Here is a 13,839-nt window from a genome sequence, read left to right on the forward strand (position 1 = left end):
GTAGTTCTTTACTCCCCCTTTTCTTCCGCCAGTTTTTGTTTATCCCATATTTTTAAGAACGGTAAATAAATGAAGAATGCTAGCGCAAAGTTAACAAGTTGTAAAATAACACCTGAAATTTTCCCGCCCGATCCTAAATATCCACTAAAAAGAATAGGTGTCGTCCAAGGTACAGCGGCCCCACTCGGACGTGCCACCCATCCCCATTCCATTGCAAAGTACGAAACAATTGTTAACACAACTGGAACTAATATAAATGGAATTAGTAAAAGTGGGTTCATCACAATCGGCATACCAAAAGTTACCATCTCATTAATATTAAATATACCAGGTGCAATTGACAATCTCCCTAAACTTTTTAATTGTTGACTTCGTGCAAATAGTAACATTCCAACAACTAGAGCAAGCGTTGCACCAGAACCGCCCATATAAATCCATAAGTCAAAAAACTGTGCCGTAATCGTATTTGGTACATCTTGCCCAGCTTGAAAAGCAACTCGGTTTTGATCCATTAACGACAACCAAACAGGGCTCATTACACCACCAACAATAGTAGCACCATGAATTCCACACGACCAAAGAACATGAACGAGAATAACTGCTATTATTGCGCCCCAAAGACTAGCACCAAGTACACTAAGTGGTTCCTGTAAAATTTGTCCTACAATATTATGGATACTGCCAAAAGAAGTATTTTCTATAATTAAGCGTAAAATCCAAATAACTGTTACAACAATAAATCCTGGAACAAGTGCCGCAAATGAACGCGTGACAGCTGGTGGAACTGTCTCTGGCATCTTTATAATTATCTTTTTTTGTACAATAAATCGATACAGTTCAGTAGATATAAGTGCAATAATCATTGCTACAAATAACCCTTGGCTTCCCATTAATGCAGCTGGGATAGCGCCTTCTACAAGTACACTTTCTTTTGTACTTGGTATAATATATGCAACTTGAAATGGCGTCGCAAGTAAAAACGTCACAAGCGACAATGCCCCGGATGCTAAAGCATCCACTTTATAATACTCTCCAAGCCTGTAAGCGATTCCAAAAACAGCTATTAAAGCCATTATATTAAAAGTTGCACTAACTGGATACCCTAAAGCTCTCTGCCAATTCTCACCAAACAAACCTGCCATAAACTCGTTATATCCGGGTATCGGCAGTGCACTAATAATGAGGAAAAACGATCCAATAATTAAGAAAGGCATCGTTAAAATAATTCCATCTCGAATTGCTTGTAAATGCCTCTGCTCTGCAACCTTCCCTGCTACCGGCATCACATACTTCTCTAAAAACCGTATCATCTATCCCACTCTCCTCATGGTTTCATTGACAAAGCTGCTTGCAAGATAGCTTCTCCATTACAAAGTCCGTAATGAACAGATTGAATGACATCAACAGGTATCCCTTTATCCTTACATAATTCTTTCATTTTCGGTAATAAATAACGTACTTGCGGTCCAAGTAAAAGGACATCAGCTTTATCAATATGACTATTCACTTCAGAACCTGATACTGCCCAGATTGTTACTTCTATCCCTCTTGTCCCTGCTGCTTTCTCCATCTTTGTAACAATCAAACTGGAAGACATTCCCGCTGCACAGCAAAGTAAAATATTCATCCCGCTTCCCTCCCCTTTTTTCTCTACCTAAATTATGGTGCACTCCTTGCCACCACTAGGTTACAAATATATATGTCTAGATTTCCTGCTGTATGCCGAGCTTAAAAACAAAAATTTCTTGGTTTTCGCGCTATTCCATTTATCCGTATTCTCCTAGTAAAGAGAACTCTAACTCGCTATAATGATTCAGTATGACTTTTTTTAATTGATAGGAGGATATATTTATGAAGGCATATCGCTTTCCACTTATTTTATTATCTTCTATCCTAATTGGTGGTTTCATTGGTTATTTCATGGGTGCCGATGCAGTTGCTTTAAAGCCGCTTGGTGACATTTTCTTAAACTTAATGTTTACGATTGTTGTACCTCTAGTGTTCTTTAGCATCGCATCGTCTATTGCTAATATGGATGGATTAAAACGTTTCGGTAAAATTATGTCTAGTATGGCTGGGACTTTCTTATTTACAAGTATTTTAGCTGCTATTTTTATGATTATTGTTGTGAAAATATTCCCGCCAGCACAAGGTGTTGTACTAGAACTAACACAACCTGACAAAGCCGGCAAAGCTGTTAGTGTTGCAGATCAAATCGTCGGTATTTTAACAGTATCTGACTTCTCGAAGTTACTATCTCGTGAAAATATGTTAGCTCTTATTTTCTTCTCTATCTTAATGGGGATTGCAACTTCAGCAGTTGGCGAAAAAGGAAAGCCATTCGCTACATTCCTACAGGCTGGTGCAGAGATTTCAATGAAGGTTGTATCTTTCATTATGTACTACGCCCCAATCGGACTTGCTGCTTACTTTGCAGCATTAGTTGGCGAATTCGGACCACAACTTCTTGGAACTTACTTCCGAGCAGCAATGGTATACTATCCTGCTTCTCTAATTTATTTCTTTGTATTCTTCACATTCTATGCATACCTTGCAGGTCGCAAACAAGGTGTACAAGTATTTTGGAAGAACATGGTCTCTCCTACAGTCACATCACTTGCAACTTGTAGTAGTGCCGCAAGTATTCCAGCGAACTTAGAAGCAACGAAGAAAATGGGTATTTCTTCAGACGTTCGCGAAACAGTTGTCCTTCTTGGTTCTACACTTCATAAAGACGGCTCTGTTTTAGGTGGCGTATTAAAAATTGCTTTCTTATTCGGTATTTTCAACATGGAATTCGAAGGACCGAAAACATTAGCAATCGCACTTGTTGTTTCTCTATTAGTAGGAACAGTAATGGGTGCTATTCCCGGCGGCGGTATGATCGGTGAAATGTTAATTGTATCTCTATACGGTTTCCCGCCAGAAGCACTGCCAATTATCGCAGCAATTAGTACAATCATTGATCCACCTGCAACGATGTTAAACGTAACAGCAGATAACGCTTGTGCGGTAATGACAGCTCGCCTTGTAGAAGGTAAGAATTGGATCAAAAATAAATTTGCTTAATAGAAAGAGGATGCTCGTTTAGAGCATCCTCTTTCTTTCGTTATTTGTTGATAAGTTGATAGCTCCTCTCGCCACAAATTTGTTACAATCTTCACAAATATTCCACATCCATTATCCATTCTCCGTACTATAATCATGTATGGAAAAGGAGATGAACACGATGACACAAAGCGCACCTGAATTTAAAGTTTTGCAAAGCATTGCATTTCTCGCTGTCGTTTTGCAAAGTTCCTTATTATATACAATGAATCAAGGAAATGTCTTACTTGAGCAATCCCTCATTATGGGCATGCTATTTAATCTTGCAAAATTCTCAGCACCAGCATTCATATTTATCGTTGGATTTCACTTAATTCGTCACTATACGAAGCAATTAGTATATAAAGAATATATTTCTGAAAAAGCGACACACTTACTCATTCCTTATTTCTTTTGGTCTATTCTTTACTTATTAACAACAAATGATCTTATTACATTACAAGGCGGAATAAAAAGTTTATTACTCGGAACAGCCGCGCCCCATCTTTGGTACGTTATTATGATGTTCCAAATTCACTTATTGTTCCCTTTACTATGCACACTTTTTTATTGGTTTCAAAAACGAACAGAAAATAAAAAAGACATATATAAATATATGACCTTTTTCGCTTGCCTATATTTTCTATTAATGTGGTTCTCTTCTCACTATATTTTTAATGGAGAAAAATTAACAAGTTCAACAATTTTACATTATACAGATCGATCATTTCTATTCTACTCATTCTATTTCGTTATGGGCGGCATTGCCGCTGTAGCACTAAAAACTTGGCGGCTATTCGTCATGAAACATATCCCGCTTATAACAATATTATTTTTCATCTTATTTTTATTCATCAATTATGAGTTGTTTAGTTTTTACGGAGCAAACTCTATCCATTTAACTGTTTCTACCTATTTAAAACCATCTATGTTTTTATATATAGTATGCGAAATTATCATACTGTATGTGTTATCTATTATGATAGTACAGCGTCGTGGTTTCTTATATAAAACGTTACGTTTCATTGGAAATTACACGTATGGTGCTTATTTAGCTCACTTATTCTTCTTGCAACTATGCACAAAACTTCTTTCCTTATTCACGCTGCAAGAAAATACTATATTATATACCCTATTACTATTTGTGTTAACGGCCATTATCTCTATTTCAACAATGGTCATTTGTAGCACAATACCATTTCATACTTGGATTACAGGACCTTCTCCTACAACAAAGATGAAATGGACGAAGGTTGTATTCCGAAAAAATCATAAAAAACTATTCAAGCCATATATTTGATATAATAATACGCATATAAAAAGAAAGCGAGAGACACCTATGATTAATCAAGTTGGACAAATTATGCTATATGTAAATAACCAAGACAAAACAGTACAATTTTGGACAGAAAAAGTAGGGTTCCAAATCATTGCGGAAGAAAATAACGGAAATGGCTTCCGCTGGATTGAAATTGCACCGGCGAAAGAAGCAGGAACAAGCATCGTCCTTCACGATAAAGCGTTAATCGCGAAGATGCAACCTGAACTAAACCTAAATACACCTTCACTTATGTTCTTCTCAAATGACTTAGACCGTCTATATAAAGATCTTTCTGAGAAAAATGTCACAGTTGGACAGGTTGTAGATTTACCTACTGGTAGAGCATTCAACTTTGCTGATAATGAAAATAATTACTTTGCAGTAATGGAACGTAAATAAAAAATAAGCTATCCGAAAAAATCGGATAGCTTATTTCATCTTAAGAAACTTGTTCTACATTCGTTTCTCTATGCTGTATATGACTCGTGATCCAAGCAATTCCACCGGCAACAACGAGATAACATAACAATATTAAAATTTGCATTTGTAATTGCGACCAATCTCCTAAAGAAATAACATCTTGTAATCCTCTAAGAGAATGAGACATTGGGAGAAATTGTCCAATTTTACTAAGAACAGCTATATTTAATTCTCCTGGGAAAGTACCTCCGCTCGTCGCTAATTGCAGGACAAGAAGGGTTACCGCTAAGAACTTTCCAACAAGACCAAATACTGTTACTAGCATAAGAATAAATGTCATGAACGTAAAGGAAATAACAATACTTGATAAAACAAAAAGTGGCACACTTGCGACTTCTAATTTCATAACACCTAGCACAACTACATCTACGAGTAGCGCTTGAATAAGTCCAATTAAATATACCAATCCTAGTTTATTAATAAAATGTACCGTTCCGCTTACCTTCATATTTTGTCTGCGGCCAAGCGGTAAAATATTCGATGCCATAATTCCGCCAACATAAAATGCAAGCGATAAGAAATATGGTGCAATACCTGAACCGTAATTAGGCACGTCAGAAACTGTTGACTTCACTAACTGAACTGGCTCTGAGAACATCGTATTGCGTGCATCATCATTACGAATATCCGCTATCTTCTCTGCGCCCTCTCCTAATTTCCTAGAAAGTTCTTTCGCACCATCATCAAGTTTAACAAGTCCGTTCGTTAACTGATCAGCACCATGATTCAGCTCTGTTCCGCCACTCGCAAGTTGATTTACACCTTCTTGTAATGATGTAAATCCAGCTCCCCATTTCGTAAATCCACTAGCTAAATTTGTAGCACCATCTGCTATTTTTTTCGTTCCAGCAGTAGCTTCATTTAACTTAACTCCGAATGTATTCATACCTTCTTCAACCTTATGCTGACCATTTGCAAGCTTCTGCGCACCTTGTGTTAATTGTTGTTGGCTATTATTTAAAATACTTGTTGCTTTAGCTAGTCCATCAGACGTAGCAACAATTTTTTGAAAAGCGGGATCTTGCTGCACTTCTGGATGATTTTTCACGTACTCTTCTAATTGTTGTTTTATACTATTAGCTGCACCATCCGCTTTTACTTGGCCTTCAGCAAGCTTCTCACTTCCGCTCACCCATTCATTTGTACCAGCACTTAATTCACTAACCCCTGATTGTAACGTTTTTTCACCTTGTGCTAATAACTCCATACCGCTATGAAGTGAAGTTGCTCCTTGACTTAGCTCATTCGCTCCGTCAGTTAAGGCTGATTTGCTAGAAGCAAGTTTTTCACTTCCCTCTTTCACTTTTGATGTCCCGTCACTTAAACGATGAATACCATCTGCAAGCTGATCTGCCCCATTTCTTGCATCTGTCGTTCCTTCATGTAACTTCCCAGCACCATTACTTGCATCACTCAACCCTTGTGCTAAGTCTTGAAACTTTGAAAACACACCTTCTGTATAAGATTTCGTAATACTATTTGAAATTTTTGTTTTCATATTTTCAACAGCTGTCGTTCCAATTTGCGCTGCTACAAAGTTTTTACCCGGATTTACTTTGTACTGCAATTGTGCTGGTTCTGGTTTCTCATCCATAAGTGTACTTACCTTTTTAGAGAAATCAGCTGGAATCGTAACAACCATATAGTACTTATCTTCTTTTAGCCCTTCATCAGCATTTTTTTCTGATACGAAATGAAAAGCCAGTTCTTTATTCTCCTTTAAATTTTTTACAAAATCGTCTCCTGCATGAATTGTTTTCTCATCCATCGCAGCACCTTTATCTAAATTCACAACCGCAACAGGTAATTTATCTAATTTTCCGTACGGATCCCAATATCCAGCTAAAAAGAATCCTGAATAAATTAACGGAACGATTAATAAAAAAATTAAAGCGATACGTCCATGTTTATGGTGCCACATCGCTTTCCAATCTTTAAATACAAGTTGAATTCCCTTCATGAAACATACTCCTTCTCCGAATTTAACACCATTAGAATGGTTTAACAGATTTACTATACACGTCACTTTTCATACTGTATAATACATCTTTAATTATTAATTCATTCCTTTTGGTCTATAGAAAGGAGACTCGAAATGGAACTGCTCCAGTTAAAATACTTTCAGACAGTCGCACGACTAGAACATATGACAAAGGCAGCTGAAGAATTGCATATCGCACAACCTTCACTCAGCAAAACAATAGCTAGACTCGAAAAGGATTTAGGCGTTCCTTTATTTGATCGCCAAGGTCGACAGATTACTTTAAATTCTTTCGGAAAAGTATTTTTAAAACGAGTAGAGCGTATTTTTCATGAATTAAGCGAAGGGGAACGAGAAATTAAAGATTTAGCCGAATTACAACAAAGCTCTATTACACTAGCCGTTTCTATTCCGAGAATATTACCAGAACTACTTGGCTCTTTTTTACTAGAACATCCTAACGTTCGGTTCCAACAATTTCTTGCATCCACTCCTTCTATGAAACGACAACTAGATAATATAGAAATTGACTTTTGTATCTCCTCTGTGCCAATTGAAGGGGAAGAAGTTGTTTGGGAACCACTTATTACAGAAGAAATTTTCTTAGTCGTCCCTTCAGGCCATCGTTTATCAGGCCGAGAAAATATCCACCTGCATGAAGTAAAGGACGAACCGTTTATTAGTATGAACACTGGCTATGGATTTCGGCACTTAACGGATGAATTTTGTAAAGAAGCTGGTTTCACTCCACATATTGCTTTTGAAGTCGATGAACCGACCGTGATTAGCGACCTCATTAAGCAAGGTCTCGGCATCGCTTTTGTTCCAAGTTTAACTTTATTAAAAAACTCTACTTTAGCATCGAGCAAGTTGCGTATTATTGAACCCACTTGTCAGCGAACCATCGGATTAAGTTGGTCAAAAAAACGCTACTTATCAAAAACAGCTCAGCAATTCCGTGAATTCGTGATTGACTACTTCTCTAATATTAGGACGTAAAATTATATGAACAAATAAAAGGTGCCACCCTCATATGGTGGCACCTTTTATTGTTCACTCTTCTTTAATTCCATTTCAGCTAAAAGTGGTAGTACGTTATCAAAAATATGCGTATTATTATTTTCACCTGTTACATATCCACCGTAATATCTACTAAATACGTTGTCATTTCGGAATGTGGCCATATGATCATACAATTCCTTCGCAAACTTTGTATCACCTGTTTGTAGTACGTACAAAATCGTTAGTCCATACGCGGCCGGCGATTCATAATTCACAGTTTGTTTTCCCGTTTCTAAATTGTAACGACCGTATAGCTTTCCATCCTCCTGGAACTTCTTTTTTATAAATTCCAAATAAGCAGCTGATGAAAGACCACCTAAACTTCGATGATATGCAACGTATGATTGGTCAATAAGATTCACTTCTTTATCGTACGTAAATGTACCATCTTCTTTATACTCTTTTGGGAATGCCCAGCCATGCCTTGGATAATCTGCTAAAAATTGAACGACTTCTTGATATTGCTGAGCAGAAACTTTGCCGTACTTCTTCATATAGGAGAATGCACGCGGATTTATGTATGATGTTGTTACAAAATTATTTTGTTTCCCTGCATCTGCATCATAATAATCAACATAATAATTATCTTTTTTATTATAACGAAGTACAGCATCACTTAATTGATCGGCAAGGTTTTTATAACGCTCTTCCTTATACATTTCATAAGCACGATATAATTGTTCTATAATACGAAGATCATCTATAAGTGCATTTGTAGCTGACTGCCTCTCTCCCTTTTCAGAGAGTTTCCATAAAACAATATGATTCTTATATATGAAATTATCTTGAATAACCTTTACTTGCTCATCAAATAACGCCTGATCATCTTTATCAAGTGTATACTGTAACCATAATCCCGCCGATTCTGATAAAGCTTCACGTCCCTTAGCTTCACCCGTACCTGCCTTAGTATCTACTAAACGATACGTGGCAAGTGTTCCATTGTCATTCACCATATGTCTTAAAATAAAATTTTCTGTACGGTTTCCTTGTAAAGCTGACCAAAATACAATTCCACCTAAAGCGATTAAGAAGATAACTCCAATCCCTATATATAAACGTTTACGCAATCTTTTCACCTCCCTAGTAAGGCTAACCTTAATTTTATCAGAACATACATAAATTTAAAAAAGACAATCTATTAGATTGTCTCCCCCCATTTCTATCCCTCGCAAACCTCTTTAGAAGGTTTATATAACGATTGTACAAGTCGATCATATTCACGACGTGTAATTTCTTTATTATATAGCTTCAATAATAAATCTCTATGCTCTTTTGAAAATGCCATCTTTTTAATGACTTCAGGATACATAAAACACCCTCTCCATCTCACATAAACTTCTTCATTCCAAAAATAGAACTTATGTTCGCATAAAAGATTATAAAAGATTCCTGAGCAAAAAACAAACAAAACATGACCAACTATTCATTTCTTTCTATTCAAAATATTACAACATTATATTATCATATTCACTTTTAAATACATATATATTTTTGGTAGTTTTTTTGAATAAATCTTCCAATTCAATCAGAAAATAATGGCAAAAAAGAAGAGGAGTTTACATATGGATACGGTAACATTAGCAAGAGCATTTTTCGGTTCTTCATTAGCATTCCACATTATCTTTGCAACACTTGGGGTCGGACTTTCATTGATGATTTTTATAAGCGAAATACTCTATCACTGGAAGAAAGACTCCGACTATGCCATTATGGCGAAAAGATGGACAAAGGCGTTTGCTATTCTTCTCGGTGTAGCAATTCCAACTGGAACAATCGTTGGTGTGCAAATCTCACTTCTTTGGCCTGGTTTCGCCAAAATTGTTGGGCAAGTTATTTCTGTTCCCTTCCAAATTGAGATTTTCGCCTTCTTTTTGGAGGCTTTATTCATGTCGATTTACGTATATGCAGCCGATAAACTTCCTCCATTTATGAGATTAATCTCGCTATTTTTCGTCATGCTTGGTGCCACGGCATCCGCCGTGCTTATTACATCAGCAAATACATGGATGAATACACCAGCAGGCTTTTCAATGAATCCAGATGGATCTGTTTTTAACGTTGATCCTTGGAAAGCTTTCTTTAATCCGAGTTTTGGTACAAGTGCATTCCACGTCGTTATTACGGCTTATGCAACTGGTGCGGCTGTCATTGCTTCTATCGCTGGATTTAAATTATTGAAGAAAAATTTAAGTACACGTGAAATTGCTTATCATAAAAAAGGGCTGCTATTAGGGCTTGTCGTTACATTTATTACAGGCGCTACGATGTGGCTTTCAGGACATGAATCAGCGATCGCCTTACATAAACACTCACCTGAAAAACTTGCATCTGCTGAAGCTTTATTTGAAACGACATCACACGCACCGCTATCCATTGGCGGAGTTGTGGATCCCAATACACTTGAACTAAACTATGCACTTGAAATTCCCAACATGCTTAGCTTATTAGTGGGACTAGACCCTAGCACTGTCGTAAAAGGTCTAAAGGAATTTCCCCAAGAAACATGGCCACCATTTTATACACATACACTATTCAACTTAATGGTCGGCACCGCTGCGTTTACCTTTGCAGTTGCAGCAATTGCGCTCTTATATTGGTACTTCGTTTACCGAAAAAAGGGAACAGAACTACCGAAGTGGCTACTTTGGGGGACTGCCGCATGCGGACCAATTATGATGCTCGGTATTGAATTCGGATGGATTTTCAGTTGTAGCGGTCGTCAACCATGGACAATTTATGGTATGCAACGTACCGTCGATGCATCTACACGCGCCGATTTCGTCGGTCCTTTATTTGTTTTGTTCATCATTTTATATATTGGACTCGCTATTTTAACAGTCATTGTTCTACGGACATTCTTTAGAAGACATCCATTAAAGAATGATTTACAACACCAAGGAGGCGATTCTCATGCATGAGGAAAGTATTGCAATCATCATCTTATGGGCCCTTATTTTCGTATACAGTATACTAGGGTCCATCGATTTTGGAGCTGGTTTTTGGGGCATGGTATACGCAAAACATCCGACGCTCGCTGCTAAACTTGCGAATCGGTACTTATCACCAACTTGGGAGGTAACAAATACGTTTCTCGTCTTCGTCGTTGTCGCATTTCTCGGCTTCTTTCCGAAAGCGGCCTTTACTCTTGCGACAGTAATGTTCGTACCAGTTATGTTAATTTTAGTGCTCGTTGCAGTACGTAGTACGTTTATGGTATTTGCTTACTCCTTGCCAAAATATCAGTACCTTCTTCGGGTTATTTCAGGTATTACTGGTCTCTTAATTCCAGCACTATTAATTACCGTTTTACCCGTTACAGAGGGAGCCTATATTACAATGTCTGAAGGAAAAGAAGTACTCCTGTATGGAAAACTTCTTTCTAGCCCGGTTATCTACTGTTATATGCTTTTCGGACTAACGTCTGAACTATTTCTCTCCTCTCTCTTTCTTGCTGATTTTGCGAGAGAACAAAGTTCAGAAGATACGTATAGAATTTATAGAAGAAATGCTATCATTCTTGGTCCTGCAACGCTCGTTACAGCAATCATCGCCCTCGTTGTAATGGACCCAGAAACACATTGGCTTATGCAAGGATTAATAAAGCAATTCCCGTGGTTTACAGTTTCTATTGTTTTATTCGTTATCGGATACTCGTCCCTTTGGTGGACAAACAAAAAATACAATACACTAGGATACCCTCGCATTGCCGTTTTAGCTGTCGTCGCTCAATATGCATTTGCAAGCTACGCTTACGGCGTCGCGCATTTACCGTATATTATTTATCCTGACGTAACTGTATTTACAAGCTTCACAACGACAGAAACGTTCTATGCACTGCTCATTCTATACGCAATTGGGATTGCAATTTTATTACCAGGATTTATTTTCTTCTGGAATTTATTCTTGAAGGATCGTACTTTTTTGAAGGAAAAATAATATAGTCTTGGAGTCTGTCCCAAAAGGCATTTTGGAATAGACTCCTTTTGTCATGTTTTGTCGATAAGTCGATATATTTTAAAAATCGCTGATATATTTTGAGTTGCGCCGATATATCTCCATAATCGCTGATATATTTTAAGTTGCGCCGATATATCTCCATAATCGCTGATATATTTTAAGTTGCGCCGATATATTTCAATAATCGCTGATATATTTTAAGTTGCGCCGATATATTTCAATAATCGCTGATATATTTTAAGTTGCGTCAATATATCTCCATAATTGCCCATATAAATTTCATTTACTATTTTACTGCCCCAATAATTTATAGACTCCTCTCATAATAGTTATTTCACTATTCGTGACACTTGTCCTTTAGCTTGAAAAACACATATTCGCTTCATCTCGTTATACGTCTAGTTCTTCTTATTTTTTGCTGAATATACTACCAATATAAACTTGAGACAAGCTACATCTGTTCAAGGGAAAATAGAAAGGTAGGCAAAATATGAGCATTGAAATATGGATTACTATTATTGTATTCTTCTTAACGATGATCGTTATCTTTTGGCGGCCTCGAGGTTTGAATGAGGCGTGGCCAGCAGCAATCGGAGCTGGTATCATCATAATTACTGGACTTGTATCAAAACCAGACGTCATGGATATTATAAGTAAAATTGGCGGTGCTTCCATAACAATATTAGCGACCATCGTCATGGCAGTTATATTAGAAAGCTTCGGCTTCTTCCATTGGTCCGCAGCGAAACTGGCAAATCTAGCGAAAGGTTCTGGACGCCGTCTATACTGGTATATTCAATTATTATGTTTTCTTATGACTCTTTTATTTAATAACGACGGTAGTATTTTAATTACAACTCCCATTTTAATTCTTCTTCTAAAAAACCTTCAATTAAAACCACATCAACAAATTCCTTATTTATTAAGCGGAGCTTTAATCGCTACCGCATCTAGTGCACCAATTGGTGTAAGTAATATCGTAAACTTAATTGCATTAAATATCGTTAATATGACTCTTTATATGCATACTGCTATGATGTTTGTACCTGCAACATTAGGCTTATTATTTATGTCATGGCTCATGTATACAGTTTTGAAGAAAAAACTTCCGAAAAAATTACCTGTTTCTTCATATGATATTGAAGAAATTTTCTTCACGAAAAACTTCCATCCACTAAAAGGAAATAATTCTGTTGATACGAAACAAAAACGGACAAGATTCATGTTAAAAGTATTAGGTTTCGTCTTCCTGATGCGCTGTCTTCTATTCGTTGCATCCTTCTTATCCATCCCAATTGAAATCGTTGCAGTACTTGGTTCACTCGTTCTTCTCATTTGGAGATGGTACTACTTACGAACAAACCCTGTCGACATTTTGAAAAAGACACCGTGGCACATTTTAATTTTCGCCTTCTCTATGTACGTCATTATTTACGGACTCCACAACGCAGGATTAACAGCTGCACTTGTACAATGGCTCGAGCCAATTGTGAATCAGCATCTACTCTATGCTAGCTTTGCAATGGGCGGACTTGTATCCATCCTCTCTAACGTCTTCAATAACCATCCTGCCCTTATGATTGGTACAATCACATTAACAGAAATGGGACTAGATCCAGTCACATTAAAAACAATCTATCTTGCAAACATCATTGGTAGTGACATCGGTTCACTATTACTACCAATTGGTACACTAGCTTCACTCATTTGGATGTATATTCTGAAACAAAACAAAATTAAAGTAAAATGGAAAGACTATTTAAGTGTATCCCTCATCGTTATCCCGCTCACAACAGTCGTCACACTATTCCTCTTATTCTACTGGGTACATCTCTTCTTTGCCTTATAAACAACAGAATCCCCATTTGCTACCGTCTTAGCAAATGGGGATTCTTCTATAATAAAGTTAGGTACTACAGTGTGATCAATCAAGTAAAGAGGTGTAACG

12 protein-coding genes are annotated in these 13,839 nt (G+C 37.1%); 7 read left to right on the plus strand and 5 right to left on the minus strand.

The genetic code is table 11. From position 1 onward, the window contains the following. Positions 1-8: 8 nt before the first annotated feature. Entirely contained in the window at positions 9-1,310 is a 1,302-nt protein-coding gene (gene celB / locus V6946_RS27885) for a PTS cellobiose transporter subunit IIC (RefSeq protein ID WP_000617789.1), read from the minus strand. 14 nt (positions 1,311-1,324) lie between these two features. After that, on the minus strand, positions 1,325-1,627 hold the full coding sequence (locus V6946_RS27890; protein ID WP_366981937.1) for a PTS sugar transporter subunit IIB: 303 nt from the start codon (positions 1,625-1,627) through the stop codon (positions 1,325-1,327). 224 nt (positions 1,628-1,851) lie between these two features. Between V6946_RS27890 and V6946_RS27895 the strand changes: the two genes are divergently transcribed. The 3 genes from V6946_RS27895 (at position 1,852) to V6946_RS27905 (ending at position 4,807) form a co-directional block, all read left to right on the plus strand. Continuing rightward, the gene (locus V6946_RS27895; protein ID WP_000649362.1) at positions 1,852-3,069 is read left to right on the plus strand and encodes a dicarboxylate/amino acid:cation symporter; all 1,218 of its coding nucleotides are present in this window, start codon (positions 1,852-1,854) and stop codon (positions 3,067-3,069) included. A gap of 160 nt (positions 3,070-3,229) precedes the next feature. Beyond that, on the plus strand, positions 3,230-4,387 hold the full coding sequence (locus V6946_RS27900) for an acyltransferase (RefSeq protein ID WP_000194334.1): 1,158 nt from the start codon (positions 3,230-3,232) through the stop codon (positions 4,385-4,387). Positions 4,388-4,426: 39 nt separating this feature from the next. After that, a complete protein-coding gene (locus tag V6946_RS27905; RefSeq protein WP_366982048.1) occupies positions 4,427-4,807 on the plus strand; it encodes a VOC family protein in 381 nt (126 codons plus the stop codon). Between the two features lie 40 nt (positions 4,808-4,847). Here V6946_RS27905 and V6946_RS27910 read toward each other — a convergent pair whose 3' ends face one another. Beyond that, complete coding sequence (locus V6946_RS27910) at positions 4,848-6,848, minus strand: YhgE/Pip domain-containing protein (RefSeq protein ID WP_000676364.1); 2,001 nt, start codon at positions 6,846-6,848, stop codon at positions 4,848-4,850. A gap of 135 nt (positions 6,849-6,983) precedes the next feature. On the opposite strand from V6946_RS27910, the gene V6946_RS27915 reads away from it, so the two are divergent. Further along, positions 6,984-7,868: a LysR family transcriptional regulator gene (locus V6946_RS27915; protein WP_000421929.1), complete on the plus strand. Its 885-nt coding sequence runs from the start codon at positions 6,984-6,986 to the stop codon at positions 7,866-7,868. Between the two features lie 47 nt (positions 7,869-7,915). On the opposite strand, the gene V6946_RS27920 is transcribed toward V6946_RS27915, so the two are convergent. Further along, positions 7,916-9,001, minus strand: coding sequence for a hypothetical protein (locus tag V6946_RS27920; RefSeq protein ID WP_001231662.1), 1,086 nt, complete (start codon positions 8,999-9,001; stop codon positions 7,916-7,918). 92 nt (positions 9,002-9,093) lie between these two features. Then, a complete protein-coding gene (locus V6946_RS27925; protein WP_000283179.1) occupies positions 9,094-9,243 on the minus strand; it encodes a hypothetical protein in 150 nt (49 codons plus the stop codon). A 253-nt stretch (positions 9,244-9,496) separates the two neighbouring features. Between V6946_RS27925 and cydA the strand changes: the two genes are divergently transcribed. From cydA to V6946_RS27940, 3 genes are all read left to right on the plus strand, one after another. Further along, positions 9,497-10,852 (plus strand): cytochrome ubiquinol oxidase subunit I, encoded by a 1,356-nt coding sequence (gene cydA, locus V6946_RS27930; protein ID WP_000381980.1) that lies wholly within the window; start codon positions 9,497-9,499, stop codon positions 10,850-10,852. Continuing rightward, positions 10,845-11,870: a cytochrome d ubiquinol oxidase subunit II gene (locus V6946_RS27935; protein WP_000544187.1), complete on the plus strand. Its 1,026-nt coding sequence runs from the start codon at positions 10,845-10,847 to the stop codon at positions 11,868-11,870. The genes cydA and V6946_RS27935 overlap by 8 nt, the downstream gene beginning before the upstream one ends. A 511-nt stretch (positions 11,871-12,381) precedes the next feature. Continuing rightward, on the plus strand, positions 12,382-13,740 hold the full coding sequence (locus V6946_RS27940; protein ID WP_000021123.1) for an arsenic transporter: 1,359 nt from the start codon (positions 12,382-12,384) through the stop codon (positions 13,738-13,740). The last annotated feature ends 99 nt before the right edge of the window (positions 13,741-13,839 follow it).

The sequence above is a fragment of the Bacillus sp. PPSBB_2 genome (assembly GCF_045291115.1).
In the GTDB taxonomy this organism is placed as follows: Bacteria; Bacillota; Bacilli; order Bacillales; family Bacillaceae_G; genus Bacillus_A; species Bacillus_A cereus.

Excerpts from the sequence above, each read along its gene's own strand:
- celB (WP_000617789.1), bottom strand. The coding sequence starts at position 1,310 with ATGATACGGTTTTTAGAGAAGTATGTGATGCCGGTAGCAGGGAAGGTT.
- V6946_RS27890 (WP_366981937.1), bottom strand. The coding sequence starts at position 1,627 with ATGAATATTTTACTTTGCTGTGCAGCGGGAATGTCTTCCAGTTTGATT.
- V6946_RS27895 (WP_000649362.1), top strand. The coding sequence starts at position 1,852 with ATGAAGGCATATCGCTTTCCACTTATTTTATTATCTTCTATCCTAATT.
- V6946_RS27900 (WP_000194334.1), top strand. The coding sequence starts at position 3,230 with ATGACACAAAGCGCACCTGAATTTAAAGTTTTGCAAAGCATTGCATTT.
- V6946_RS27905 (WP_366982048.1), top strand. The coding sequence starts at position 4,427 with ATGATTAATCAAGTTGGACAAATTATGCTATATGTAAATAACCAAGAC.
- V6946_RS27910 (WP_000676364.1), bottom strand. The coding sequence starts at position 6,848 with ATGAAGGGAATTCAACTTGTATTTAAAGATTGGAAAGCGATGTGGCAC.
- V6946_RS27915 (WP_000421929.1), top strand. The coding sequence starts at position 6,984 with ATGGAACTGCTCCAGTTAAAATACTTTCAGACAGTCGCACGACTAGAA.
- V6946_RS27925 (WP_000283179.1), bottom strand. The coding sequence starts at position 9,243 with ATGTATCCTGAAGTCATTAAAAAGATGGCATTTTCAAAAGAGCATAGA.
- cydA (WP_000381980.1), top strand. The coding sequence starts at position 9,497 with ATGGATACGGTAACATTAGCAAGAGCATTTTTCGGTTCTTCATTAGCA.
- V6946_RS27935 (WP_000544187.1), top strand. The coding sequence starts at position 10,845 with ATGCATGAGGAAAGTATTGCAATCATCATCTTATGGGCCCTTATTTTC.
- V6946_RS27940 (WP_000021123.1), top strand. The coding sequence starts at position 12,382 with ATGAGCATTGAAATATGGATTACTATTATTGTATTCTTCTTAACGATG.